At 40.2% G+C, this 26,276-nt stretch carries 21 protein-coding genes; 13 read left to right on the forward strand and 8 right to left on the reverse strand.

Going from position 1 to position 26,276, the window contains the following annotated elements; all coding sequences use genetic code 11:
* Positions 1–7: 7 nt before the first annotated feature.
* Complete coding sequence (locus AC4PG5_RS06480; protein ID WP_492030598.1) at positions 8–1,825, reverse strand: MutS family DNA mismatch repair protein; 1,818 nt, start codon at positions 1,823–1,825, stop codon at positions 8–10.
* A gap of 103 nt (positions 1,826–1,928) precedes the next feature.
* On the opposite strand from AC4PG5_RS06480, the gene AC4PG5_RS06485 reads away from it, so the two are divergent.
* Positions 1,929–2,069, forward strand: coding sequence for a hypothetical protein (locus AC4PG5_RS06485; protein WP_492030599.1), 141 nt, complete (start codon positions 1,929–1,931; stop codon positions 2,067–2,069).
* 15 nt (positions 2,070–2,084) lie between these two features.
* Here AC4PG5_RS06485 and AC4PG5_RS06490 read toward each other — a convergent pair whose 3' ends face one another.
* The 3 genes from AC4PG5_RS06490 to AC4PG5_RS06500 all read right to left on the reverse strand — a co-directional run bounded on the left by AC4PG5_RS06490 (position 2,085) and on the right by AC4PG5_RS06500 (position 4,322).
* Complete coding sequence (locus AC4PG5_RS06490; RefSeq protein ID WP_492030600.1) at positions 2,085–3,029, reverse strand: response regulator; 945 nt, start codon at positions 3,027–3,029, stop codon at positions 2,085–2,087.
* A gap of 64 nt (positions 3,030–3,093) precedes the next feature.
* Entirely contained in the window at positions 3,094–3,690 is a 597-nt protein-coding gene (locus AC4PG5_RS06495) for a class I SAM-dependent methyltransferase (RefSeq protein ID WP_492030601.1), read from the reverse strand.
* Positions 3,691–3,815: 125 nt separating this feature from the next.
* Entirely contained in the window at positions 3,816–4,322 is a 507-nt protein-coding gene (locus AC4PG5_RS06500; RefSeq protein ID WP_492030602.1) for an isoprenylcysteine carboxyl methyltransferase family protein, read from the reverse strand.
* A gap of 500 nt (positions 4,323–4,822) precedes the next feature.
* Between AC4PG5_RS06500 and AC4PG5_RS06505 the strand changes: the two genes are divergently transcribed.
* The 9 genes from AC4PG5_RS06505 (at position 4,823) to AC4PG5_RS06545 (ending at position 19,352) form a co-directional block, all read left to right on the forward strand.
* Complete coding sequence (locus AC4PG5_RS06505; RefSeq protein WP_492030603.1) at positions 4,823–7,339, forward strand: alpha-N-acetylglucosaminidase; 2,517 nt, start codon at positions 4,823–4,825, stop codon at positions 7,337–7,339.
* 298 nt (positions 7,340–7,637) lie between these two features.
* Positions 7,638–8,252, forward strand: a complete 615-nt coding sequence (locus tag AC4PG5_RS06510) for an HU family DNA-binding protein (RefSeq protein ID WP_492030604.1) — start codon at positions 7,638–7,640, stop codon at positions 8,250–8,252.
* Between the two features lie 160 nt (positions 8,253–8,412).
* Positions 8,413–8,799: a YybH family protein gene (locus tag AC4PG5_RS06515; RefSeq protein ID WP_492030605.1), complete on the forward strand. Its 387-nt coding sequence runs from the start codon at positions 8,413–8,415 to the stop codon at positions 8,797–8,799.
* 450 nt (positions 8,800–9,249) lie between these two features.
* Complete coding sequence (locus AC4PG5_RS06520) at positions 9,250–10,629, forward strand: MATE family efflux transporter (RefSeq protein ID WP_492030606.1); 1,380 nt, start codon at positions 9,250–9,252, stop codon at positions 10,627–10,629.
* 149 nt (positions 10,630–10,778) lie between these two features.
* The gene (locus AC4PG5_RS06525) at positions 10,779–11,315 is read left to right on the forward strand and encodes a hypothetical protein (protein WP_492030607.1); all 537 of its coding nucleotides are present in this window, start codon (positions 10,779–10,781) and stop codon (positions 11,313–11,315) included.
* Between the two features lie 110 nt (positions 11,316–11,425).
* Positions 11,426–14,581, forward strand: coding sequence for a SusC/RagA family TonB-linked outer membrane protein (locus AC4PG5_RS06530; RefSeq protein ID WP_492030608.1), 3,156 nt, complete (start codon positions 11,426–11,428; stop codon positions 14,579–14,581).
* 32 nt (positions 14,582–14,613) lie between these two features.
* Complete coding sequence (locus tag AC4PG5_RS06535) at positions 14,614–16,089, forward strand: SusD/RagB family nutrient-binding outer membrane lipoprotein (protein WP_492030609.1); 1,476 nt, start codon at positions 14,614–14,616, stop codon at positions 16,087–16,089.
* Between the two features lie 18 nt (positions 16,090–16,107).
* Complete coding sequence (locus tag AC4PG5_RS06540) at positions 16,108–17,112, forward strand: metallophosphoesterase family protein (protein WP_492030610.1); 1,005 nt, start codon at positions 16,108–16,110, stop codon at positions 17,110–17,112.
* A gap of 182 nt (positions 17,113–17,294) precedes the next feature.
* Entirely contained in the window at positions 17,295–19,352 is a 2,058-nt protein-coding gene (locus AC4PG5_RS06545) for a TonB-dependent receptor (RefSeq protein ID WP_492030611.1), read from the forward strand.
* A gap of 157 nt (positions 19,353–19,509) precedes the next feature.
* Here AC4PG5_RS06545 and AC4PG5_RS06550 read toward each other — a convergent pair whose 3' ends face one another.
* Positions 19,510–20,535: an endonuclease/exonuclease/phosphatase family protein gene (locus AC4PG5_RS06550; RefSeq protein ID WP_492030612.1), complete on the reverse strand. Its 1,026-nt coding sequence runs from the start codon at positions 20,533–20,535 to the stop codon at positions 19,510–19,512.
* Between the two features lie 104 nt (positions 20,536–20,639).
* On the opposite strand from AC4PG5_RS06550, the gene AC4PG5_RS06555 reads away from it, so the two are divergent.
* A complete protein-coding gene (locus AC4PG5_RS06555; RefSeq protein ID WP_492030613.1) occupies positions 20,640–22,262 on the forward strand; it encodes an RluA family pseudouridine synthase in 1,623 nt (540 codons plus the stop codon).
* Between the two features lie 8 nt (positions 22,263–22,270).
* Here the strand turns inward: AC4PG5_RS06555 and AC4PG5_RS06560 are convergent, their stop codons facing one another.
* Positions 22,271–23,776 (reverse strand): TrkH family potassium uptake protein, encoded by a 1,506-nt coding sequence (locus tag AC4PG5_RS06560; RefSeq protein WP_492030614.1) that lies wholly within the window; start codon positions 23,774–23,776, stop codon positions 22,271–22,273.
* A 185-nt stretch (positions 23,777–23,961) separates the two neighbouring features.
* Here AC4PG5_RS06560 and AC4PG5_RS06565 point away from each other — a divergent pair, with 185 nt between their 5' ends.
* A complete protein-coding gene (locus AC4PG5_RS06565; protein ID WP_492030703.1) occupies positions 23,962–24,696 on the forward strand; it encodes an SDR family NAD(P)-dependent oxidoreductase in 735 nt (244 codons plus the stop codon).
* 51 nt (positions 24,697–24,747) lie between these two features.
* Positions 24,748–25,017: a zinc ribbon domain-containing protein gene (locus tag AC4PG5_RS06570; RefSeq protein ID WP_492030615.1), complete on the forward strand. Its 270-nt coding sequence runs from the start codon at positions 24,748–24,750 to the stop codon at positions 25,015–25,017.
* Positions 25,018–25,031: 14 nt separating this feature from the next.
* Here the strand turns inward: AC4PG5_RS06570 and AC4PG5_RS06575 are convergent, their stop codons facing one another.
* Both AC4PG5_RS06575 and AC4PG5_RS06580 read right to left on the reverse strand, forming a co-directional pair.
* On the reverse strand, positions 25,032–25,298 hold the full coding sequence (locus tag AC4PG5_RS06575) for a GNAT family N-acetyltransferase (RefSeq protein ID WP_492030616.1): 267 nt from the start codon (positions 25,296–25,298) through the stop codon (positions 25,032–25,034).
* A 9-nt stretch (positions 25,299–25,307) separates the two neighbouring features.
* Positions 25,308–26,186: a TIGR01777 family oxidoreductase gene (locus AC4PG5_RS06580; protein WP_492030617.1), complete on the reverse strand. Its 879-nt coding sequence runs from the start codon at positions 26,184–26,186 to the stop codon at positions 25,308–25,310.
* Between the last annotated feature and the right edge of the window lie 90 nt (positions 26,187–26,276).

Here is a 26,276-nt window from a genome sequence, read left to right on the forward strand (position 1 = left end):
TGTCAGTTCATTCCTCATCAACGACGGCGATACCCATCTTCTTCATTAAGAAGCACGCATTCATATTCTGAGCAATCCCTGTTTTCAACAAATAAGCAAACACCAATTCTTCATTTCTAATTTCTGCCTCAAAGCAATAATTTGAGATGTAATCCGGGAAAATGTCAGCCAACGTACCTAACAATAAGTCGTGTGTCGCGATAATCCCATTAGCCTTTAGTGCAACGAACTGTTTGATCAAAGCTAATGATCCCTTCTGCTTATCCAAAGAGTTTGTTCCTTTCAGAATTTCATCCAAGACAATAAATAACTTCTCCCCGCTGTTCAAGCGATCGATAATCATCTTTAATCGCTTTAACTCTGCAAAGAAATAAGATTCATGATCACACAACGAGTCGGTCGTTCGTAAGCTCGTCACTAGTTGAGCCGGATACACTTCCAATTCATCGGCACAAACCGGTGCACCGATACAAGCCAGAAGATAATTCACCCCAATCGTTCGTAAGTAAGTGCTCTTACCCGCCATATTCGCTCCGGTGACAATCACAAAAAAGGGCTCACCGATCATATTTACAGGATTCTTCACACAGAGATCGCGATGAAGAAGCGGATGTCCTAATCCCTTCCCATGAAATCGAAAAGTATCAGAGCACAACGTCGGATAAGTATACTCCTGATGATTAAAAGCAAAAGCAGACAGTGAACAAAAGGCCTCCATCTCACCCATTGCCTCTAACCATCCCATGAGCCGATCGGCATATTCACTCTTCCAGGCCTCGATCTGAAGAACTTGACGCATCTCCCAAAACGACAAGCCATTTAATAGTACAGTCACCAAGACATTATTTCTCTGATCAAGGCTATTCATCAACTTGGCTAACCGAGCAACAGCCACCGAAGCAACTCCTTCAGATCCAAAAAGTTTATGTTGAACCGTTTGCAAAGTTTCGTGATTAAATTTTCTCTCCTCGATCCATGCCATCATCTCGGCATAAGTAGACAAGATCTTTAGATGATCTTGATAAACCGTCTGTAACTGAGTAATCTTCTTAGAAAAGTTGATACTATAAATCACAAAACAAACCCATAAGAGTCCAAACAGACTCCATGTTGTCCAACCGAGTAACACGAGAAGCAACATCAATACGTTAATCCCAAGTATTGCATTCGGAAGCCATCTATAAAAGCGCGACTGTCGAAACAACATTTTTGACTTCATCCAATAGTCCAATCGGCTCTGATCATCTGTTTTACTTTTGGACAATAATCCCAAGATTCGCAAATGCTGCCAGAACTTCCATTCTAAAGCTAACTCTCGAACTCCCTGCTGCCGTTTTACAATCTCCTCTTGATCCGTTAAGTGATGATTAAACCAAGAAGCCAGACACCGTTTACCAAAGAACGTCGATGTACGGTTGATCGATTGGAACAATGAATTTTCGCCAAAAAGGTCCAAGTCGTACGAGTACACATGTTTGGGATCAACATATTCCTCTCCCGAATCGAATGCTGAGAATCGATACTCCATAGCCTCTAACTCCTGTTGATTAACCTCTATCTTCTTTTCAATATATTCTTTTCTATGAAACAACCGATTGTGCCATTTCATTAAGGCTAAAAAAGGGAGAAGAGTACTCACCCCGATTAAAACCACAACTTCCCATCCTTGAGAAAAGAAGTGAATGACTCCAATCAATCCAAGTCCAAACAAAAGCACACGTATCAAACTAATCCGATAAATCCGCTTCTTAACTCCAAGCCACTCCGCTTGTGCGGCTTCAATATTCTTACGATAGATTTCCATTGGTTTTTTTTGCTGCATCATAAGCTATTACAATAAAAACAAGACCATAAAAGATTTCAAATTCCCCAACAAATGTACTATCTTTGTGGTACAGATCAGAGTGATCCGATAAAAAAACGAGAAAATGGCTGATAATTATTTAGAAAAGCAACTAGAAAAATATGCTGAACGAAAGGCTGCATGGGAAAAAACAAAAAAGCATGGCAAGAAGAAGCAGGCAAATACTGAGCATAAAAACGATCAAACTTCCCAATCTAAGAAATAGATCGGGAAACGATCTTTAGACTCTTAGTTGTTCTAAGGTCTCTTCGAGCATTTGTTGTGTCAGAGGCATATTCAACACCCGATCACAATCACCTACAAAGGTTTCACCCGGTAAAACGACTTTAAGAATTGGCATTTTTCCTCCGGAACCATGAATCCCATCGATCAGTAGAAGAGTATCACCTCGATTAAAAGAAGCATCAATAAGGATTGCATCTACCTTAATGTTAATATACAACGTTAAGGCCTCTTCAAGCGTTTGTGCTACTTTCAAGACATACTGACGTCCAATAAAGTTTTTTAATAAGCGCAAAAATGAAGTATCAGTCGAAACAACTAAGATAGTTGGCAAATAAGAACACCCTGTTATCGTTTCTTCCAATATTTTCTCCTCTTCATGAGGATGACAGTTCTGAATATCTTGCAAGGCATCTTCCATATTGGCAGAATACTCATGAATGAACCGTTGATAAACTTTATTTTCGCGTTTATATTTATTAAGAAGGTATTCTTTCTGTAAAAAGCGACGTTGTAGAGCCTTTTGAGCTGTAATATCGCGTACACAAACCAACAAATGCGGTTCACCTTTCCAGGAAATCAAGGTACCGTTAACCGCAACATCCACATCAATAACATTTAGGAATTCATCATAAAGCTTCATTTGAGTCTCGATGTCACTAAAGTTACTCTCCGTACGAAAGGCTTTAGTAACACTTTCCCGAACAACACATTTCGTACAATTTTGATGTTTGCCACACTCACCGGCATCACTTGCATTCCTACAACGAAGAATATTTCCCAAAACGATGGTTTCGGTTTTAGGTATTTGAGAATTAATGTCGTAATAATTAGTAAAAGTGACCTTAAAAGACGAATCTACCAAAAGAGCATAATAAGACACATTTTTAAAAATCAATCGATATAAATCCAACTCTTCGCCTATCGCATTAAAAGCATCCATATTATTAATCATTTAAATACCTATCAATAAATCCAAACTATCCAATCCATTCAATCAACGAGCATCAAACCAACACAAATCCATACTTCATTGAAATAGAGATTGGTTTCTGATCTTTATACCTTTGAATTCGCTCAATGGCTCGTTCCCCTTGTACAGCAACTTTATGATATAACTCCTCATAATTGTCGAAAAGCTGCCTATCATCAAACTCTTCCTGCTTTCTAAAACTAAAAGAAGTCAAAGCGTCCCAGCTTTGTGTTGCTTTCTCTGTCTCATCAACCGCATACGCCCAGTCTGAATTGGGCATATGATCACAAGCTAACACATCCGGAGCTAATGACAACGCATGCTCGACAGCCTTAGCAGGGAATGGCATTTCATGAAGACAAAACTCGAATAAGACAACATCTGCTTGTTGTTGAAAATCTAAAAAATCGCCATAGATCAATTCATATTTATGAAACCATCCCTTCTCATCCACCCGTGTTTTGAGATGATCAAGAGCCACTCGATCCACATCAATCGCCCAAATTTTCTTAGCAAATCGAGCATATTCAATGAGTTGTCCACCCCCGGCACCTACCGAAAGGATCGTTTTATCTCTAAAATCGTAAAAGTCGTGTAAACGAGTAATCAGTTTATTTATATCACAAGCCATATATGCATAAAAATAGAATCAAATATCATTCATGGTTCACAGAACACTAGATTAAAAGGCGAATGATATTTCTTAATCCCAATATCTCTTACGACTACAAAGATATTAAATATTTAAAATAAGAATCAAATTTCGCTCATAACTCTTTCCTCTTGAGCAATTCGAACGCCCAAACAGACAACATATATTGGGAAACCTATCAATAACGTATACCATGCATTACAAAGAAATGCTACTCCAATCAGTTCAGGGACAATATTTAAAAAATAATTGGGATGTTTGATGGTACGAAACAAAAAACTCCGGTCTATTCGATGATTCGGTGCAATATAAATCTTTACGGTCCACACATCACGCAGTTTATAAATGACATAAAACAACATGACATAAGCAAAAAACATAATACCAACGCCCCAATACGAGTACACATTAAACGAGATTTCTCCAGAATAGGCCTCATAAAGCGCAGAAAAATAATAAGCGATATGAACTAAAGTGAGTAACAGAGACACTTTTCTGCCATGCTGTACAGCCCCCTCCCTAATCAGCCGTTTTTCGTTTTTAATAGAGATGCCCAATGAAATTAATCGAAGTAAAAAGAAACAAGCAAAAACAATAAAAATTAAATTCATAAAAATAAGTTTATAGTAAGTCATATTAAAATTAGTTGCAAATGTAACAAAAATACAAATAACCTTCAAAACTTCGCTTGGAGGACCAAGCACCACAATCTGATGATTTCCCATTTTAATGAGACTCTTCTTGAGGTAAATCAGTACGATAATAAACCTAAAAGTTATTCAAAAAGAGGCGAGTGTCGGAATTTTAACGGCGTTTATTGGGCAGAATTTTTCTTCAGCATCCAACCAACAAAATTATCCATAAGCAAAAACGATAGCACTTGAACATAAAATTGAGCATAGTCCACCAAACTGGTACATCAACTGTTTCAGTACCCCGACTAGCGACGAAAAGACCGATCCCGCATCTTGAGATTTTCGCAAACTGCTTTGATTTTTTTATAATACAAAGCATTTCATGACAAAAGACTTCCTTTTGTTTTTTTCTTATTATTTTTGCTTTTATGAAAGTTGCCTCTCTTTTAAATCAGAAAAACAAACCTTAAGAAAACATGAAACGAAACATTCATTTATTACTATCATTTTTCATTCTGAGTCACACACTACTATCTCAGGCTCAAGAAATAAACATCAGAGAAGTTCAAAAACTAGTTCAACGTAATCATCCGGCATTGTCAACAAGATTACTCTTTAAGCCCATACCTAAAGCCGATAAATGCGATGTTTTTGAACAAGAGATAAAAGGGAACAAACTGCTCATTAAAGGAAGCAGTAGTGTAGCACTAGTTCGCGGATATTATGATTTCATCCGTCAGAATGGTTATGGCATTTCCAGTTGGACAGGCAACAGATGTGATCTTCCTAAAAATTGGGAAAGCGGAACAACAAGAAAGGTTGTGTCACCCTACCAACATCACTACTATTTAAATGTCGTGACTTATGGCTATTCAATGCCTTATTGGAATTGGAACCGTTGGGAAAAAGAAATTGATTGGATGGCACTACACGGTATCGATATGCCTCTAGCTTTAGTGGCTAATGAAGCGATATCGGCACGCGTCTTCAAGAAATTGGGATTAAGTGACTCTGAAATAGCGAACTATTTTGTCGGACCGGCACATCTACCTTGGATGCGCATGGGAAATATAAGTAAGATAGACGGTCCAATGCCTAAAGAGTGGCATAAAGATCAGATTAAATTACAACATCAAATTTTAAACCGTATGCGTTCACTCGGGATGAAACCGATATGCCCGGGGTTTGCCGGTTTTGTACCGAAAGAAATGAAACGTATTTTCCCCAAAATAGAAATTATAGAAACGTCATGGGGAGGAGCTTTCCACAACTGGATGCTTTCGCCCAAAGAACCACTATTCCATGAAATAGGGAAAATGTTTATTCAAGAGTGGGAAAAAGAATTTGGCAAAAACGGTTATTATCTGGTAGACAGTTTTAATGAGTTGGAAATTCCTTTTCCGCCTAAAGACGACCCGAAACGATATGAACTATTGTCTGAGTATGGTGATGCCGTTTACCGATCCATAAAAGACGGCAATAAAGAGGCCGTCTGGGTCATGCAAGGTTGGATGTTTGGGTATCAGCGCCACATTTGGGACTACAAAACATTAGAAGCCCTAGTTAGCCGTGTGCCCGATGAGAAGATGCTATTACTCGATCTAGCGGTCGACTATAACGAGTGCTTTTGGCACAATGGGACAAACTGGGACTTCTATAAAGGATATTATCACAAACCTTGGATCTATAGTTTCATTCCCAATATGGGTGGCAAATCCGGAATGACAGGCATACTCTCATTTTACGCCAACGCCTATCTAAAAGCCTTGCGATCAGAGAATAGAGGTCAGCTCATAGGTTATGGGATGGCTCCTGAAGGCATTGAAAATAACGAAGTCATCTACGAGTTGATTGCCGATGCAGGTTGGTCCCAAAAAGAAATAGACTTAAATGCCTGGTTAAAGAATTATTCCCTATCGCGATATGGCGATTACCCGCAAGAGTTGGATGATTTCTGGAAGAAAATGCAACAATCGGTTTATGGCTCCTTTATCGACCACCCACGTTACAATTGGCAATTTCGTCCCGGACTGGTTCGACAAGGCAGCATTAACGCAAATAAAGCGTTCTATGAAGGCATCGAACGATTGGCAGAAGCAGCCCATCGACTGAAAAAAAGTCCCCTATTTGTAGACGATTTCAGAGAATGGACGGTTGCCTATTTAGGCGGAAAAATAGAACTACTTTCTCAGCAAATCGAAGAAGCCTATCTTTATGGAGAAAAGAATCGTGCTTATCAGCTAGAAGAACAATTTATTGAACTGATGAAAGGAGCAGATCAATTATTGGCCACTCACCCGGTAAAAGACCTGGCGACTTGGCTCAACTACGCACGACAAAAAGGTTATCCATCGAAAGAACTTGCCGATTATTACGAACGCAATGCCCGAAGAATTGTAACCATATGGGGACCACCGGTTGATGATTATGCCGCACGTATCTGGTCAGGACTCATTAGAGACTATTATCTCCCGCGTTGGGAACACTACTTTGAACAAAAACGTAGCGGAAAATCGTTCGATTTTGCGACTTGGGAAAGGAAATGGGTCGAAGAGCAAAAAGGACTGAGTTCGGTCAACATTCCATCCGACTGGGTCGACCGAGCCATTGAACTTATCGATAAAGCGAAATCCATCCATATCAATTCAAGAACCAACGAAACAGTTATTGGAGGATGGACCAGTTCAGACTTCACCCAAGGGTTCTCAAGAAAGACCGTAAACGTCGCTTTGAAAGACCTGATCAAAGCTAAAGGTCTCAAGTTCTCCATGTTAAAATCAGGAGCAACCATAACCGTCGATAAAGTAGAGCTTCAACTCGATGGTGAAAAGCTCTCTCTATCGGAAAGCGCACGAATTTTAAACAAAGAGCTTGCCTTTAAAGTCGAAATACCTAACCATTGTACCGGAAATAACCGCTCTGAGTTGTCCTTTGAACTCTATACCGACGATAAAGAAATCAGTGGAGGTAAAATAAGTTTGATCACCCAATAAATCACTTCAAAACCACACTGCAATTAACCTAAAACATCCGTACATTTTTTGGTTATCACAGCCAAATTAATTATCTTTATGGGACGATTTGTTGAGCCCTCGAAAGTGGGCTCTTCAGCCCTCGTTCGAGGGCTCATGGGTTTTCGTTCGAGGGCCGAAGAGCCTTCGAACGAAGGCTCAACTCCGTAGCCTTTCTCAACGGTTAGTGCCAGTCACCTGTTCTCTACACCTGCCGCAAAAAGACTTAAAGAAAACGTATCAGGAAATTTTTCAACGTTTAATTTTTAAATCATAACTTATGGCAGCAGAATATGAATTCAGAGAAATGCCCTCAAAAATGGGAGAGAAAAAAGAAAAACGCCTTTTCCCACGTGTGGTATCGAAAGGAACCATCTCAAACAAACAAATCATTCGTGAGATTTCAGAAGCGTCAACCTTTACCCCGGCCGATCTTGAAGGGATGTTGAAGGCTTTTGAAGACAAAATCACCTTTTATTTAGAAGAAGGATATCATGTTGAATTCGGACACATCGGTTTCTTCTCCACCTCCCTAACCTCGCGTCCGATCACTAATCCCAAAGAGATTCGTTCTCCGTCGATCACATTCAATAAAGTCAAGTTCCGTCCCACGTCCGACTTTCAACGAAAATCCGGCCCGATCATTGTGGAACGCGCCCGGAACGGTTCACGACACTCATCGGTACTTTCAGAAGCCGAACGCCAAAGTCGCATGTTCAGCTTCCTGCAAACCCATCCCTTTATGACGCGCGCAGATTACTCATCGATCACCGGATTACTCAAGAATAAATCGTTGGCCGATCTGAATCGTTACATCGACGAAGGGCTCATCGATTATAAAGGATATGGATGCCACAAAGTCTATGTTCGTGTAACAGCCAATAGGATCAAATAGAATCATCAATAACGATGGATAGTGTGGGATGAAGATTATAAAAGGGCATCCCACACTTACAATAAATCACTGATTATCTTTCAGAAAGAGTTTGCCGGTAAAAAAAGAATATTATCTTTGTTAGATTATCAAAACGCCACTTCAACGAAAGTAAAACGTCATGAACAAACAAACAATTTCAGAAACGATTATTGCTTTAGAAAAGACAGCCATGCAAGCGTGGCTTAACGGCAATCCTTCTCCTTTTTTAAATCTTTATTCGAAAGATTTCTCTTATTTCGATCCATCTCAAGAATTTCGTCTAGATGGTTGGGAAAAGATAAAAGAGTTATATGAAAGTATGAAGGGAACAACAAGAGTCGATAAATTCGAAATGATAAACCCTAACGTACAAGTATCAGACTCTATGGCGGTTCTTTCTTATAATCTACATATTTACCTAGGTCAAACCATCTGGAAAGAGAATTGCACAGAAGTGTATCGATTGGAAGATAACAGATGGAGAATTATCCACAGTCATATTTCGCCAACTCAACCAAAGTTATAGCCTGACTATACTTTTATCTTTTTTAGAATCTAAAGTATATCACATAAAACCCAACGAAGATTGGTTTTCTAAATAACCAATCGTAACCTCAATAGCTAAAGCTTAACTTTTCTCCCTTTATTCAAGAGATTACCTTCATCTTTTATCTCTCAAAACAAAAAAACTATAAATTATTTGCATAAAAACTGCATATTATTTACCTTTGCAGCGCAAATCAAAAAACAATTGCTTCTCACCATGCAACAGATATTAAAACATAAACGTAGTCGATTGGCGCATTTAGCAGTAAAGCGTCATGCGATCTGTATGCAGTGGTTCAGTGGATTTACCTCCGTTTAACTTCGAGGTCACTCTTTCAACATTTCAACTTTAATTTTTATTAAAACCGATCCGGCATCATCTATTCATGCAGGATAGGCTATTGTTTTACTATTTTCTAATCAAATAGCAATGAACGTTTATAAGCAACATATCAACAAACTTCTTAAAATAGGAGTACCCATCATGATTGGACAAGCCGGAGCCATCATACTCAGCTTTGCCGACAACATCATGGTAGGACGTTATGGAATCCAAGAACTTGCAGCATCGGCCTTTGCAAATAATATCATCAATCTATTCATCTTTATCAGCATAGGCTTCTCATGCGGACTGACTCCGATTATTGGAGAGCTATTCGGCAAAAAAGATCAAAAAAGCATCGGACAGGCTGTAAAAAACAGCCTATATATCAATTTGCTATTAGCCGTACTCTTACTCCTCGTAATGGGGATCATCTATTTCCAAATCGACCGTTTTGGACAACCGGAAGAGTTATTACCCTTGATCCGTCCATATTTTATTACTGTAGCCATTTCTACCCTTTTTGTAATGATGTTCAATACTTTAAAACAGTTCACCGATGGGATCTGTCAGCCTAAAGTATCAACCATTATTCTGATGACTGGTAATCTACTGAATATTATCGGCAACTACGGACTGATCTATGGTAAATTAGGATGTCCCGAGTTAGGATTATTCGGTGCCGGATTAAGTACATTAATCTCACGCGTATTGATGGTGATTATTTTCTACGCTTATCTCCGCCATGCTTCAAAATTCAAAATATATGTTGAAGCATTCAAAATCTCGAAGCTTAATCCCGATTGTCAAAAGAAACTTTTCCATATCGGCTACCCGTTAGCCGCACAGATGGGCATGGAAACCGCCGCTTTTGCACTGAGTGCTATCATGGTCGGATGGTTAGGAACCACCGCACTGGCAGGGCATCAGGTGACTATGACCATCTCACAGATCTGTTTTATGCTCTACACAGGTATGGGATCGGCTATAACGATTCTTGTCAGTAATGCACATGGACAAGGCGATAGGATTAATGTACGACGTTTAGCATACACGGGGTATGGGCTCATCTTCGGTTTATCCATCGTCACCTGCGGACTAATTTACCTTTTTGAGAGTCCAATCATCCATCTATTCACCTCATCGGAAGAAGTCGCTGATTTAGTGACGATGTTACTCATTCCTATGGGGATCTTTCAACTAGGCGATGGTATACAGATTGCTTTTTCAAACAGTTTACGTGGAATACAAGATGTCAAACCAATTATGTGGATTGCCTTGTTTAGCTATTTCGTGGTATCACTACCGGCTAGTTATTTCTTTGGATTTTATCTCCATTGGGGAGTATCGGGTATTTGGTATGGATTCCCATTGGGACTGACTACTGCAGGCATCTTCTTCTATATAAGATTCAAACGACAGATCGCAACGGAAAACGAAAGTTGTGAAACCGAATCGGTCACACTTCAGAAAACCATTCATGTTTAAGCTTAAAGAATAACGCACACTTAACTCAATAACCTGTTAACGTGTGCGTTAATGCATTCTTACTAGATATTACGTTCAAACGTAATCTCCCCGACACCAAATCGCAACATCCTTTCTTGATCTTTGCAGCGTAATAAAAAAATAGTTTTATGAAAAGATGTTTAATTCTAACAATGGTCTTATTGGTAACAGGGATAACAATGAGTATAGCAAAACCTGCTCCGGATAAAGACAAATCAGCACGCAAAGTACACACCGAAAATTCTGTGATAGAGACAGAATCCTGGGAATTCTATTCAATCATTACGCCACCAACAATCGAAGAGTTATCGTCCGAGAACAATTACTATTTTGGACGTACGGCAGGTTGCCTATACAATACCTTCTTAAAACTCTATGTCGCTAAGGAAGAGGTGGTCCCCGGAGACCCCAGACGACGGAATATTATCCGGAAACCAACCATCTATAAAACAGTTCGCCTCATCGAGAAACAACTCAAGAAAGAAGTCAAAGCTCATAAGATCGATAAAGATCAAGCCACGATTCGCTTTGAGGAAGTACTTAAAAAGGCTATTTCAGCTTTCGACTCTGAAACCGAATCTTTTGAGAAAGCCTTAACTAATTGTGACAGAAAACTTTCCAATCTCTATGCAGTATTCGACAAAGTTAAACTGATCGAAATCTAATCGCCTAGAGACTTCATTCATTTCAAACCTATTTAACGACAAAGCAAGGATGAGAAAACAACTTTCATCCCTAGGCTTGTCATGCTCAAACACTAATACACTTTTAAATTATGAACCGTAGATTTTATCTATCCTTTCTCAGTATGATTCTCTGTGCATCATGGAGTATTGCACAAACCATTAAAGTCACCGGAATCGTTACAGACAAAATGGGACCGATCATTGGAGCCAGCATCAAAGCTAAAGCAAGTAATCACGGCACCATAACCGATATAAATGGAAAATACAGTATAGATGTGCCTCAAAACACTCTTCTGGTCTTTTCATACATTGGGTACAATACCGTCGAACGATCAGTTGGAAATCAAACGACCATCAACGTAGAACTATCGGATAACGTACAAGCTATCGACGAAGTGGTGGTTACCGCTATCGGAATCAAGCAGCAAAAAAAGAAAATTGGTTATACCACCCAACAAGTCAACAGTGAAACACTAAACGCTACCCCAAGCTTAAATGTGGGATCGGCCTTATCGGGACAAGTAGCCGGATTATTAGTCGCCAACCCCACCGGTATTTTTCAAGCTCCTAGTTTTAAACTACGTGGCAACACCCCACTTATTGTACTCGACGGTATACCGGTTGAAACTGATTTCTACGATCTATCAAGCGATAATATCGAAAATATTAATGTCTTGAAGGGAACAGCCGCTTCTGCATTATATGGCTCGAGAGGGAAAAATGGGGCGATATTGATTTCGACCAAATCGGCCAAAAAAGACGGGATAGAAATCAACTTCTCTAGCCATACGATGATGACTGCCGGCTTCACTGTATTACCGGAAACACAAAGTCAATACGGTAGCGGTTCGAATGGGAAATATGAATTCTGGGACGGAGCCGACGGAGGGATATCGGACGGCGACATGACTTGGGGACCTAAACTGAATACGGGACTGAAAATTGCACAATGGAATAGTCCGATTCGAGATAAGGTAACCGGAAAAGAAATTCCATGGTGGGGCGATGTTAAAGGCACTCAATATGATGACAAATCTCGCTACGAACGTGTCCCTATCGACTGGGTCTCACACGACAACCTAAATGATTTTCTAGAAACAGGTCTTGTCACAAACAACACGATTTCTGTGGCTTACAAGGGACAAAAAGCCCGTTATTTCGTCAACGGTCAATATGCTTACCAGAAGGGGCAAGTACCCTCAACACGCATGCATACGGGAGGGCTAAACTTTAACTCCACATTCGACTTGGCACAAAACCTACAATTAGATGCCAATTTATCTTATAACAAAGTCGTTGCTCCAAGTTATCCACGTTATGGATATGGGCCAAGGAATCACATGTATACCATTGTCGTATGGATGGGAGACGATGTGAATGGGAAAGAGCTACAAAAGCATCCGTATGTCCCCGGACAAGAAGGCTATCGTCAAGCGAACTATAACTACGCTTGGTATAACAATCCGTATTTCGCCGCAGAAGAACTCCAACAATCGGAAGATCGGGATGTTGTCAATGGGCAGCTACGCTTAAACTATCAGATCTGGCCTAACCTAAACCTACAAGGCCGATCGGCTATCCGACAAAAGAATACGCTTCAAGAGATGAAGATGCCTAAAACGTATATGAACTACGGCGACTCACGAGAAGGAGATTATAAAGTATGGAATAGTCGTCAAACGAATGTTGATGCAGACCTTTTGGCCACATACACACACGACTTACCAGCCAATATTTTATTCACCATCAATGCAGGAACATCTCTCTTCTACCGCACCTACCGTCAAGAATATCAGTCGACCGACGGATTGATCGTTCCTTTTGTATACAGTATTAAAAACACTCAAGGTCCGGCCATCACTGACGCCAATCGTAATGAGAAATCGATTCGCAGTATATATGGTTCTATCAATATAGATTTTGATAAATATGCCTTTTTAACCCTAACCGGACGTAACGATTGGTCGTCGACGTTAGCCAAAGGAAATAATTCTTATTTCTATCCATCGGTTGCCCTAAGTACCATGGTTTCAGAATATATCAAACTTCCTAAATTTATCGATTACTTAAAAGTTTATGGCTCGTGGGCGGTTGTCTCAAGCGATTTAGATCCTTATCAGATCGTATCAACTTACAATAAAGGAAATAATTACGGTTCAAATCCATCCGTTAACTACCCTTCTGCGTTACTAAACTATCAAATCAAACCACAAAAAACGACGTCCTATGAAATAGGCTTATCGACAGCCATTTTACGCAACCGACTGTCATTCGACTTGACCTATTATCGTACCATCGATGAGAATCAAATCATCGATCTCAATATTTCAGAAGCTTCCGGTTTCTCTAAACGAAAAGTCAACGGAAATCGCTATACCACGAATGGCTGGGAAATTATGGCTAATGTGCAAGCGGTTAAACAAAAAGAATGGGGATGGGACTTCACCTTGAATTGGAGTCGTTCGGTAAGAAAGCTCACCGATATTTACGGTGAGATGACAAAATTTGGCGACTTAAAAGTTGGCGATCGAGCGGATTCCTTTTATGGAACGCAATGGGAAAAGAGTGCCAACGGTAGGGTTATACTCGATGCCAACGGTATGCCCACGAAAGATCCATTCAGTCGTTATATCGGTCACTACGAACCAGATTTTAGGATGGGATTACAAAACATCATACGTTATAAGGATTTCACATTAGCTATTGATCTGGATGGAGCTTATAAAGGAGTTATCGCTTCTACTTTAACTCAAAAACTATGGTGGGGCGGACGACATCCCCAATCGGTTAAGTATCGCGATGAACAATATCTTGAAGGCAAACCGGTATATATCCCTGAGGGTGTAGTCATCACCGGCGGTGAAGTTAAACGTGATATTAATGGCCATATTATTTCTGACTCTCGTACATATAAAGAAAATACAACAAAAGTCGATTGGCAACAATGGTGTCAGAATTATCCATACCGCGCTTATGTCACCACACAAGAAAACAGTCAGTTTACCAATGTCTTCGATCGTACCTATATCAAATTAAGACGAATCGCACTGACCTACAATTTCAAGAAGATCTTACCCAAACATGGCCCAATAAAAGAATTATCCGCCACTCTTTTTGCCAATAATGTTGCCATTTGGAAAAAGGTGCCTTATGTCGATCCCGACTATACAGGCGATAGCAATGACGGAGGAGCAAATGATCCAACTGCACGCTATATCGGCATCGGTATGAATGTTAAGTTTTAAACACCATCACGACATTAAAAAAATTGAGTAAAATGAAAAAAATAATAGTCTTTATCCTGAGTGTTCTACTCTTTTTCTCATGTAGTAACCTCGAAGAGATGAACCTTGATCCAAACAATCCGACTCAAACCCATCCCAAGTTATTGTTGACTCAATTGTGTATGAAAGCCTTCACACGAGGAAACAGCGCGATGTATGCGACCAAGATGGTCATACAAGCTGATGGAGAAAACGAAGGACAATATTACAAATGGTCGCGTGGTAGTTTCGATCCATATAATGATCTGCGTAATGTGCAAAAAATGTATGAAGAAGCGGAACGCATTAATGATCCCACCTATATGGCACTAGCCAAATTTTTTCGGGCTTACTATTTTTATGAATTAACACTACGGTTTGGAGATATTCCTTATAGCGAAGCCCTAAAAGGTGAATCGGAAGCTGTATATGCCCCAACATACGATGCTCAAGAAGCTGTCTTTGAAGGCCTGTTGAATGAATTGAAAGAGGCAAACAAACTCCTAACAGATAATGAAACGATCATTGGAGGCGATATTATTTATCAGGGTAATAGTTTTAAATGGCGCAAACTGATCAATTCGTTCCGCTTAAAAGTTTTAATGACCTTATCGAACCAGTCGACTGTCGGTCAACTTAATATTTCCTCTGAGTTCAACTCTATAGCTTCCAGTCAACCTTTGATGGAGAGTTTAGCAGACAATGGGCAATTGGTTTATCTCGATCAACAAGGCAACCGTTACCCTCAATTCAATGCGCAATGGTCGGGCTATTATATGGACGACACGTTCATTCAACGCTTACGCGAGCGCCAAGACCCCCGATTATTTATTTTCAGTGCTCAAACCAATCAAGCAAGAACCGAAGGTAAAGCCATTGATGATTTCACTTCATACGAAGGAGGCGATCCGGCTGCTCCTTATAGCGATGCCATCATAAAGGTAAGCCAAGGTACGATCTCACCAATCAACGATCGATACCGAATCGATCCGATCGTTGAACCAACCATGCTGATGGGCTATGCGGAACTTCAACAAATCTTAGCAGAAGGGGTCGTCAGAGGTTGGATTAATGGTCATGCTAAAACCTATTATGAAAACGGGATTCGGGCTTCTTTCAAATTCTTCGAGACTTACGCAAAAAAACAAGCACAATATTTGAATGAATCAGCACTAAATTCCTATCTTCAAGGAGTGTTAGTTGATTTAGACCAAGCAACAACCGCTAAACAAAAAATTGAGTACATCATCATGCAGAAATATTTAGTAAACTTTTACCAGGGGAATTGGGATTCATATTACGAACAATTGCGGACGAACTATCCGGAATTCCGACGTCCGGTCGGCACGAATATTCCTAAACGTTGGATGTATCCGCAAAGCGAATATAACGTCAATGGTGATCATGTAAAAGAAGCACTCAACAGACAATTTGGTGTAGAAACCGAAAACACGCACCAAACTCCTTGGTGGATACAAACCTCAAAATAATAAACTAAAAGAACAATCATGAAAAAACTTCTCTTATGCCTCTGTTTAATCGCAACAGGATGGAATCTAAAAGCCCAAAATGCGCCCGATAAAGTTTATTTCAACCCAAACCAAACCTTTAAAATTGCTCAGTTTACAGACATGCACCTCGCACAAGATCAAGCTAAGAATCAAGTTGTAAAAGATTTGATTAAAGAAGTGCTAGAGACAGAACATCCCAATCTGGTGGTATTCACCGGAGATAATACCACAATGAACGAAGTGGAACAAGGATGGAGTGAAATCGCGCAAATACTTGCTAATCATCAAACACCATGGACAGCAATTTTAGGAAATCACGACGATGAGTATGCTGTAAAACGTCATGACATTATTGAAATTATCCGTCGTCAATCCTACTGCATCCTTAAAGATGTCGCTGAAGGAATTGCAGGTGAAGGTAATCATATCGTACGGATCTATAACTCTACCGATCCGACAAAAGTCTCGTCGGTGCTCTATTGTCTAGACTCAAACTCATACTCTAGGATTAAAGGCATAGACGGATACGGATGGTTCGATCGTTCACAAATCAATTGGTATGTTAGTGAAAGTAAGAAACTAACCCAACAAAATAATGGGACTCCGTTGCCGGCATTAGCTTTCTTCCACATTCCGTTACCGGAACATGCTCAAGGATGGGCATCAATGGATAGTAAACGTTACGGAACAAAAGACGAAAACGAGTGTTCCGGAAAGCTTAACAGCGGACTGTTCACCAATATGGTTGAATGTGGTGACGTGATGGGGATTTTCGTCGGACACGACCACGTTAACGACTATATTACCACTCTTTACAATATTGCGCTAGGATATGGACGTGCTTCCGGAGGAAAAAATACTTATGGTGATAAGCTACCCGGAAGTCGGATCTTTGTCTTAAAAGAAGGAGAACGAACATTTGATACCTGGATCTACGAGAAAGGAAAAAAGAAACGTCCTGACGTTGTTAGTTATCCAACATCCTTCTTAAAAAAGAAATAGCAGTGTAGGCTGTTGTCTTTAATCTTTTCTATCGTTTTTAATCATAAAGAGCCACCATTCAGATTGTGGCTCTTTATTTTATCTTTGAACTTCAAGAAGTATCATCTAATCAAAATCATTGCATGATAGCCATACTTCAAGAAATTCCTCTTATTTTTGTACCCGAATTAAATTCTATAAACATGAAGTATTTAACCTTGCATGCTACAAGAGCTATTCGCTTTCGTCGTTTCGACCGCAAAGGATATGCAATTTTCAGAAGCATGCACAAAATCGTCAACATCGGCATGGTAGCGACGGCCACTCTCCTTTTTGCACTGAACGATTCTGCTCAGGCACAGGTGAAGGCTCAGCCCAAGCATCCTGTCGAAAACGGATCGGTTGAATTGGAAGAAGTAGAGGTCACAGCCTCACGCTCGGCCATGCCTATCAACAGAGCCGCAAAGATTGTGACGGTACTCACTGCCCGTGATATCGCGGCGGCGCCCGTCACCAGTATCCAAGATCTACTAGAGTATGCCACAGGCGTTGATGTCCGTCAACGAGGCGAAGGAGGAACACAATCCGACATTTCTATCCGAGGAGGAACCTTCGACCAAATAGCCGTCTTACTCAACGGCGTCAATCTATCCAATCCACAAACCGGGCATTATAGCTTCGACTTACCCGTCAATCTTTCCGATATCGAACGGATCGAAATCATTTCCGGACCCTCTTCCCGTATTTTCGGAGCCAGTGCTTTTGCCGGTGCCATCAATATCATTACAAAAACCGGACAAGAGAACCGTGTGACCGCCGAAGCTTATGCAGCCAAACACCAAACGTGGAAACTGGAGTCCGGCATCAATCATACCACTTCTCATTTCGATCAACGCTTATCGGCCGGTTATCAGTCATCGGGCGGCTATACTGATAATACCGATTATAAGATTCTCAACCTATTTTGGCAATCAGAACTTCGTACCGAAGAGGCTAAGTTTAATTTCCAAGCCGGATATAATGACAAGGGGTATGGAGCAAATAGCTTTTACACCGCTGAGTATCCGAATCAATACGATCACACCCGACGTCTTTTTGCTTCAGTCGGCGCAGAAACACACGGGAAAATACGATTCACTCCAAAAGTGTATTGGACCCGTCATTTCGACCGTTTCGAACTGTTCAGAAGTGAACCGGCCAGTTGGTACAAAGGGCACAACTATCACGAAACTCAAGCCTTCGGGGCCAATCTGAATGCGACCGCCGATTGGAGTCTAGGTCGCACCTCTGCCGGTGTAGAATTTCGCAATGAAGGTGTTAGGAGTAATGTTTTGGGACACCCACTCGACGAGCCGATAGAAGTTCCTTTTGAGAAAGGCAACTATTATACAAAAAGTGATAACCGCACAAACATCAGTTACTTCCTCGAACATCAAATAGAAGTCAGCCGGTTAATTGTGTCGTTGGGTGTCTTAGCGAACTATAACACAGCGCTGAATAACGACCTCAGCTATTATCCGGGCATTGATGTCAGTTACCGCCTGACCCCCCAACTTCGTTTATACGGTAGTTGGAACAAAGCTCTGCGAATGCCCACCTTTACCGATTTATATTACGAAAGCAAGACCAATAAAGGGAATCCTCATCTCAGACCGGAAAAGAGTGAAGCCTTTGAAATGGGAGTAAAGTATGATGCTCCGGTATTGAAAGCTCACTTAGCGGGATTCTATCACAAAGGGAAAGATATGATCGATTGGGTTAAACTTAATCCGGATGATCTATGGGAGAGCCAAAACCTCACTCAACTCGATAATGTAGGATTGGAAAGCAACATCACGTTCTTGCCGCGTCAATGTTTTAGCCCCCATTTCTTCATTCAAAAAGTAGAACTTGGGTACGCTTATATTCATCAAAAAAAGGATAGTAAAGGTTATTTGTCGAACTACGCGCTCAACTACTTAAAACACAAGTTTACAGGACAGATCACTCACTCCCTGTTCAAAGGTATGAGTGCAACTTGGTATATTCGTTGGCAAGATCGTGCCGGGGCTTATATTAAATATGAGAACTTAAAACCGACACATAACGAAGATTATGCTCCGTACTGTTTGGTTGATCTCAAACTCAACTGGCAACATAAAAATTGGGTGGTCTACACTGAAATGAATAATCTATTCAATAGTACTTACTACGATTTAGGGAATATTCCTCAACCGGGTTTCGGATTAAAAGTCGGATGTCGATATACCTTTAGCTATTGATTGTAAACCTTTCAAAAAGGTCGTAATCTCATAATGCGGTACATAGAGATAGAAATATCTATGTACCGCATTACCATTTAAGAACATCATCTCTAATTCAAAAATGTTCTTCCATCCCCATTTAAAGGATCGTGTATTTCTACTTACGAAAGCCTCATCAACGAAGCTTAAAAGTCACCAGAACAGCCTTATGATCTGTTGGCCAAACATTTAATGGCTTTAAGAATCGGTCCTGTGTGTGTTCTTTCAACCGCTGACTCTTCACAATAGAACGATCTGGCCCAAAAATGACTGCTTTTCGAGCTTCAATATTCTTTCCACGATAGAAAATGAAGTCAATACGTTCACGTTCATCCGATTTAGGAGCCCAAGTCAGTTTTCCAACTTTCATCAACGAATTATCCGATGGATAAGTGAAACCCGGATGAGTCAACGGATTAGGATAGACCTTGCGGTAAGCATCGACAAATCCCGAATTTTCCAACAACGTCGTCACTGACCAAGGAACAACAAAGCCATTATGATCGTAAAGATCCTTATTTTCTTCTAACCAATCCCGATGAGAAGGTTCATTGAAATCACCTCCTAAGATCACATTATATCCTTTTGCAACGGCTTGCTGGGCATCATCAATAAAGAGACGAATAGCATCATCACGCAGTGAAGCAACATTCAATTGTAATATCTCATCAACAGACTGTGGCAAGGCCGTCTCTTTCCAAGTGATTCCATCATAGCCACGCACATTGTAATAGGCACAATTTTGATAGTCAAGATGAGCGGTATAAACCGCAATGGGATGTCCTCCAACCGAAGTCGTTAACTTATAAATCGTTCCATGATCACCTTTATGAGGAAAAACAGTCAGACTATCGATCAATGGATATTTACTTAATAGCCCAGAATCGTATGAATAAAAAGAATAATAAGTGAGCCCTTTCGCTTGAAGTGATTGGATAATACGATCATTAAAGCGCGTTTTATTATAGTTACGCACCTCGCTAAAAGTAACAAAATCAGGCTTTAATCGCACAATTTCATTTACTATGGCATCATATCCACCAGGAACAACAGTACCTTCCTGCCAGATATTCCATTGCAATACAGTAAGTTCATTTTTCCCTTTGGCACTTAGATTAAGGCCAATAAATAAGAATGCAAAAATAAAAAAGTTCTTCATCATAATCTAAAATAGTTTTAAAGGTCGATATTCTATGTTTGTTTTCGAAGAGCAAATATAAATAATATCTATCATTTTCTCTACCTTTGCAGTTATAAACAATAGTTATGGTCCACTACTTTCAAACCCCAGTCTCACCTCTGGATTTACCTGAAAAGTTCACTTATCCTTTTCACTATACTCCACATCCTCTTTGCATTAGGGCCTCAGAGGAAGTTAAACAGTATATTTCTACTCGTCCGGAATGGACGACTGAACTTTTAAAAGGTAAAATGTTTGGAGTCTTAATCATAGAAACACCACAAAAAGAGATTGGATTTATTGCGGCATTCTCAGGACATTTAGATGGAACCAATACTCATGACTATTTTGTACCGCCAGTCTACGATCTACTCAAACCGGAAGTTTTTTTTAAACTTGAAGAGGAACAAATCAGTCTCATCAATCAAAACATTCATCAACTAGAAACAGCTTCGGATCTTATCAAACAAAGAGAACAGCTTTGCAACGATCAAATTCGATTCAAACAAGTTATGGATCAGCTTAAAGAACAATCGAAGCAAGCAAAGAAAAACCGAGACGAACAACGTAAAGCGGGAGTCACAGATTCAGAAGAAAGTCTTTTAATCCGAGAAAGTCAATTTCTAAAAGCAGAACAAAAGCGTACAGAAAGGTTTTGGAAAGAACGCATTCAAGCTCAAATAGATCAGATAGCCGAACAGACAGCCATCATCAGCAAGCTTAAACTTGAACGTAAACAACGTTCATTTGCTCTTCAACAACGTTTGTTTTCGCAATTTCGTTTTCTCAATGCTAGAGGCGATAGAAATGACCTTTGCGCCATATTTGAACAAACGGTTCAGAAGACTCCGCCCTCTGGTGCCGGAGAGTGCGCTGCTCCAAAATTACTTCAATATGCTTACGAGAAGGAACTTAGGCCAATCGCTATGGCAGAATTTTGGTGGGGCAATTCACCTAAAACAGAAATTAGGAAACATGGGATCTATTACCCTTCCTGCCAAGGAAAATGTGGACCGATCTTAGGGCACATGCTACAAGGATTAGATGTAGAAGATAATCCTCTATCACGCATCTCGACCAAAGAAGTCGACTTGGAAATAGTCTACGAGGATGAATGGATCGTCATTTTAAACAAACCGGCCGGACTTCTCTCCGTTCCTGGAAAATCGGCTCACTTACCCTCAGCACTAGAATTTCTACAAACACGTTATCCAGATGCCACAGGCCCTCTTTTGGTTCACCGGCTCGACATGGCAACCTCCGGATTACTTTTAGCAGCCAAAAGCAAAGAGGTACACCAGAAATTACAAGCGCAATTTAAGAACCGAACCATTAAAAAAAGATATGTTGCCTTACTTGATGGGGTAATCGCTCAACAAGAAGGGACTATTACTCTCCCTTTGTCCTCAGATCCACTCAACCGACCTAGACAAATCGTTGACAAGGAACAAGGAAAACCTGCGATCACTAAGTACCTGGTTTTAGATCGTTTAAACGGAAAGACTAGAGTTTTATTTCAACCCTTGACAGGACGCACACACCAACTTCGAGTACACGCTGCTCATCAAGAAGGACTCTATTGTCCGATCATCGGTGATGAACTTTATGGAGAAAAGGGCGAACGTCTATTTCTCCATGCCGAAAGTCTGAGCTTTATCCACCCCATCACTCAAGAAAGAATAAACGTTAAAAAAAAGGCTGATTTTTAACTCAGCCATTAATGACTTTTCCAGAATCCGGGATAGAAAAGTAATAAAACGCTAAAAAGTTCCAGACGGCCGATTAGCATTAAAAACGAAAGAACCCATTTGGCTGCGTCTGGAAGCAGATTCCAAGAATAAGCGGGCCCACAGGCTCCAACGCCCGGGCCAACGTTACCCATAGCTGAAAATACCGTACTAATTGACTCTGCAAATCCGACTCCAAAAAATAACAGAAGAGTCCAACCAATAAAGGCAATAATCAAATAAAACCCAAAAAACAGCAACACTGTAGTAACAATCGACGGGGAAACCGTTTGCTGGTTCACTCGAATAGGGAGAACCGCATTAGGATGGATCAAATGCTTAAACTCATTACGTACAGAACGATAAACAATCAATAAACGCATGTTTTTAACTCCACCACTTGTTGACCCTGTACATCCTCCTGAAATCATCGCAATGAATAAAAGCAACCAAGTGAATGGAGGCCAAAAATTAAAATCATCGGTCGCAAATCCACACGACGTATGAGCTGTAGCAACTTGGAAAAGAGATTTACGAAAAGCAAGTTCCCAACCATAATGGTTCTTAAACACCAAGGCAACGGTAATAATACCTGTTAGCAAGAATAATGAACCTAGAAACCAACGCAATTCCTCATCTTTAAAGAAGCGTCCGAATTTCCCCTTCAAACACATTAGAAATAGAGAAAAATTCATTCCGGACAAAATCATAAATGACGCCACAACATATTCTATAAAGGGTGAGTTCCAATACGATATACTCGCTTGCTTAGTAGAATAACCACCGGTTGCAGTTGTTGTGAAAGAATGACAAACAGCATCAAACAAATTCATTCCTCCCAATAGGAGTAATACAGTCTCAGAAATGGTTAGAATAAGGTAAATACTCCACAACCATTTAGCCATCACATTAATTTTGGGATGAGTACGATCGTGAGTAACACCGGTAGATTCAGCAGAAAAAAGCTGTACCCCTCCACTCGTGAATATCGGAAGAATAGCGATCGTAAAGAATACAATACCAAGTCCACCGATCCACTGAGTCAGTGATCGCCAAAAAAGCATACCATGGGAAAGAGATTCAATATCATCAAGAATCGTGGCCCCCGTTGTAGTAAACCCCGACATTGTTTCAAAAAATGCGTTAGTTATGGTGTCAATGCTCCCGCTAAAATAAAAAGGTAACATCCCAAATAGAGTAAAAAAAAGCCAGGATAGACTCACCACACAGTAGCCGTCGCGCCGGCTCATTTTATTCTCTGCACCACGTCCATAAAGTAATAAAAGCCCACCAAATACGACATTGATAGCACTAGTGTATAGAAAATAAATATAATCACTCTCGTTATAGTAGACAGAAATGCCAGAACAAGCTAGAAACATTCCCGTTTCAATGAAAAGCAAAATGCCCAACACCCTTCCGATCATTTTCTTATTGATCATACTATTAGATGCAGAACGATTATAGGACTGATTGCCCGACAAATATTCACTCATACGTTTATATGCAAGAACTAAATACCAAAATTAGGGCAAATTTAACTAATCTCTTTGTGATTATCGTCAATTCAAGCTTTTTTTTTCAACAAGCAAGGATAAAGCGCAGTGACATACGCTTCATAAAACGAATATTAAAAAATATGATGTATCTTTGTAAAAAAGACATCAATGCATTCACAGCTATGAAAAGAGCAATCATTATAGGAGCAACATCAGGAATAGGTCAAGAGGTTGCACGTTTATTAGTAAATTCCGGATGGCATATTGGCATTGCCGGAAGAAGAGTAGAACGTCTTAAAGCTTTTCAAAAGGAATTTCCAGACCGCATAGAAATAGAAGCAATTGATGTTACTAAAGAAAAATCTGAAGAAAAATTCCATGCCCTCATTGAACGTTTGGGAGGAATGGATCTTTTCTTACTCAGTTCGGGCATAGGCTTTCAGAATAAGAATCTCATAGCCGACATCGAACTTTCAACCATTCAGACCAATGCCCTTGGTTTTACACGGATGACAACAGTAGCTTTCAACTTTTTCAAAGCTCAGCATCATGGACATTTAGCCATTATCAGTTCTGTAGCCGGCACTAAAGGTTTAGGAATTGCACCAGCCTATTCTGCAACCAAACGATTTCAGAATATTTATATCGATGCCTTAGAACAATTGGCTCATTTAGAAAAACTCAACATCCAATTTACCGATATCCGTCCCGGATTTGTGGCAACCGATTTATTAAATGATGGGAAACAATATCCGTTGTTGATGGATAAAAAAGCCGTTGCTAAAAAAGTACTGAAAGCTATCGATCAAAAAAGACGGGTCATTGTTATTGACTATAGGTATCAACTTATTGTGTTCTTTTGGAGAATGCTTCCACAGTTTATTTGGAAGAGAATGCCCATCAAAACCAAAGGTTAATTCATAAAAATAAAATCTATTATCCGGTTCAACTCATTAACCCTTTATATTATGGAACAAAAATATTGCCAAAGTTGCGGTATGCCCATTGATGAACAAACATTCGGATCAGAATCGAATGGTTTGAAAAACGAAGACTACTGTCATTACTGTTATGAAAAAGGACAATTCACAGCGAACTGCACCATTGAGGAGATGATCGCCCACTGTGCGGAATATGTCGACGAGTATAATAAAACCGCCGAAGTTAAAGTAACCAAAGAAGAGGCTATCGAAAATATGAGAAAGTTCTTCCCCCATCTAAAACGCTGGAAGCATTAGTATACCGATACCAATCATTCTACTAATTCCGGATGGCGTTCCAACCATTTCACGGCATAAGAACAAGTGGCCTTAGCACGTAACTGATGCTCTGCCGCATAGTTGTAAGCAGCTTTAACCAAAGCGCTTGCAACTCCCTGTCCTTCTAGAGGTTTAGGTACCATCACTCGAAGGATATCAAGTGAATTATTGATAAGCCGATACTGTGCAAAAGCTGTGCGTCCGTCTATTTCAACCTTGAACAAACTTTGATCTGGCTGATGTATGATTGAATAAGTCATAATTGGCAATTATTGGTTGTTATTTGAAGAACGAATAGATTCTAAGAAATGTTCTATAGTCGGCGTGGAGAAAGAAAAGCCGGATTTGATGAGTCGCTCCGGATAGACCTCCTGCCCTTCAAGGATAAATGAAGAAGCCTCTCCTAAAAGGAGACGAATCAAAATCGCCGGTATCTTTATCACCAACCATGCTCCATACACTTTAGATAACTTTCGGATCAATTCCCCATGAGTGGTCTGAACCGGGGATACAAGATTATAAATTCCATGTGTAAAATCATTCTTTATAAAGAAATCCATAGCCCGACAAAGGTCATCAATACCAATCCAAGGAAAAACTTGACGACCGGAACCTAGAATAGTCGCAACCCGGGTCAGGCGCAATGGCTGGAACATCCGTTTCAAAGCTCCACCCTTAGGCGAGAGAACCACGCCAAAACGAGTAATGACAAGACGAATCTCAGAAGGGCAATAGCTTGCCTCCTTCTCCCAGTCGAAAGCCAATTCCGAAAGGAAACCTTCTCCGCAAGCATCTATGCTCTCATCAAACCGGCCATTCGAGGGATAATAACCCACAGCTGAAGTCGAAATGAAAAGTTTTGGTTTGACCGTAGCTTGTTCCATCGCATGAATCAGTTTACGGGTCACCCCAACACGACTATCATACAACGTTCTCTTATACCGGCTGCTCCATCGCTTATTAATTGGTGCTCCGGCCAAATTAATCACCACCTCACAATTAGATAACGTTTGAATGAGACGTTCTTCCATGCCATCATAAAAAAAAGGTCGATTAAGCGGGATGATCGTTACCCCTTGCGTACGTTTCAAATACAAAGTAAGAATCGTACCGATAAAACCTGTTGCTCCTGTTATTGCAATATTCATCTTCAGTCTATTTCATCTTAAAAAAACAGTCTACAGAGACGAAAAGTTCTTTTATAAAAATTAAATCCTCGAAAAAGAGTCTTAAAAAAG

It is taken from the genome of Bacteroides sp. QWL-09, assembly GCF_058683585.1.

Coding starts and splice junctions, on each gene's coding strand:
- AC4PG5_RS06555 (WP_492030613.1), top strand. CDS start 20,640: ATGGTCCACTACTTTCAAACCCCAGTCTCACCTCTGGATTTACCTGAA.
- AC4PG5_RS06510 (WP_492030604.1), top strand. CDS start 7,638: ATGGCAGCAGAATATGAATTCAGAGAAATGCCCTCAAAAATGGGAGAG.
- AC4PG5_RS06570 (WP_492030615.1), top strand. CDS start 24,748: ATGGAACAAAAATATTGCCAAAGTTGCGGTATGCCCATTGATGAACAA.
- AC4PG5_RS06575 (WP_492030616.1), bottom strand. CDS start 25,298: ATGACTTATTCAATCATACATCAGCCAGATCAAAGTTTGTTCAAGGTT.
- AC4PG5_RS06540 (WP_492030610.1), top strand. CDS start 16,108: ATGAAAAAACTTCTCTTATGCCTCTGTTTAATCGCAACAGGATGGAAT.
- AC4PG5_RS06515 (WP_492030605.1), top strand. CDS start 8,413: ATGAACAAACAAACAATTTCAGAAACGATTATTGCTTTAGAAAAGACA.
- AC4PG5_RS06495 (WP_492030601.1), bottom strand. CDS start 3,690: ATGGCTTGTGATATAAATAAACTGATTACTCGTTTACACGACTTTTAC.
- AC4PG5_RS06485 (WP_492030599.1), top strand. CDS start 1,929: ATGGCTGATAATTATTTAGAAAAGCAACTAGAAAAATATGCTGAACGA.
- AC4PG5_RS06490 (WP_492030600.1), bottom strand. CDS start 3,029: ATGGATGCTTTTAATGCGATAGGCGAAGAGTTGGATTTATATCGATTG.
- AC4PG5_RS06550 (WP_492030612.1), bottom strand. CDS start 20,535: ATGATGAAGAACTTTTTTATTTTTGCATTCTTATTTATTGGCCTTAAT.
- AC4PG5_RS06500 (WP_492030602.1), bottom strand. CDS start 4,322: ATGAATTTAATTTTTATTGTTTTTGCTTGTTTCTTTTTACTTCGATTA.
- AC4PG5_RS06505 (WP_492030603.1), top strand. CDS start 4,823: ATGAAACGAAACATTCATTTATTACTATCATTTTTCATTCTGAGTCAC.
- AC4PG5_RS06530 (WP_492030608.1), top strand. CDS start 11,426: ATGAACCGTAGATTTTATCTATCCTTTCTCAGTATGATTCTCTGTGCA.
- AC4PG5_RS06525 (WP_492030607.1), top strand. CDS start 10,779: ATGAAAAGATGTTTAATTCTAACAATGGTCTTATTGGTAACAGGGATA.
- AC4PG5_RS06560 (WP_492030614.1), bottom strand. CDS start 23,776: ATGAGTGAATATTTGTCGGGCAATCAGTCCTATAATCGTTCTGCATCT.
- AC4PG5_RS06545 (WP_492030611.1), top strand. CDS start 17,295: ATGAAGTATTTAACCTTGCATGCTACAAGAGCTATTCGCTTTCGTCGT.
- AC4PG5_RS06565 (WP_492030703.1), top strand. CDS start 23,962: ATGAAAAGAGCAATCATTATAGGAGCAACATCAGGAATAGGTCAAGAG.
- AC4PG5_RS06580 (WP_492030617.1), bottom strand. CDS start 26,186: ATGAATATTGCAATAACAGGAGCAACAGGTTTTATCGGTACGATTCTT.
- AC4PG5_RS06535 (WP_492030609.1), top strand. CDS start 14,614: ATGAAAAAAATAATAGTCTTTATCCTGAGTGTTCTACTCTTTTTCTCA.
- AC4PG5_RS06480 (WP_492030598.1), bottom strand. CDS start 1,825: ATGATGCAGCAAAAAAAACCAATGGAAATCTATCGTAAGAATATTGAA.
- AC4PG5_RS06520 (WP_492030606.1), top strand. CDS start 9,250: ATGAACGTTTATAAGCAACATATCAACAAACTTCTTAAAATAGGAGTA.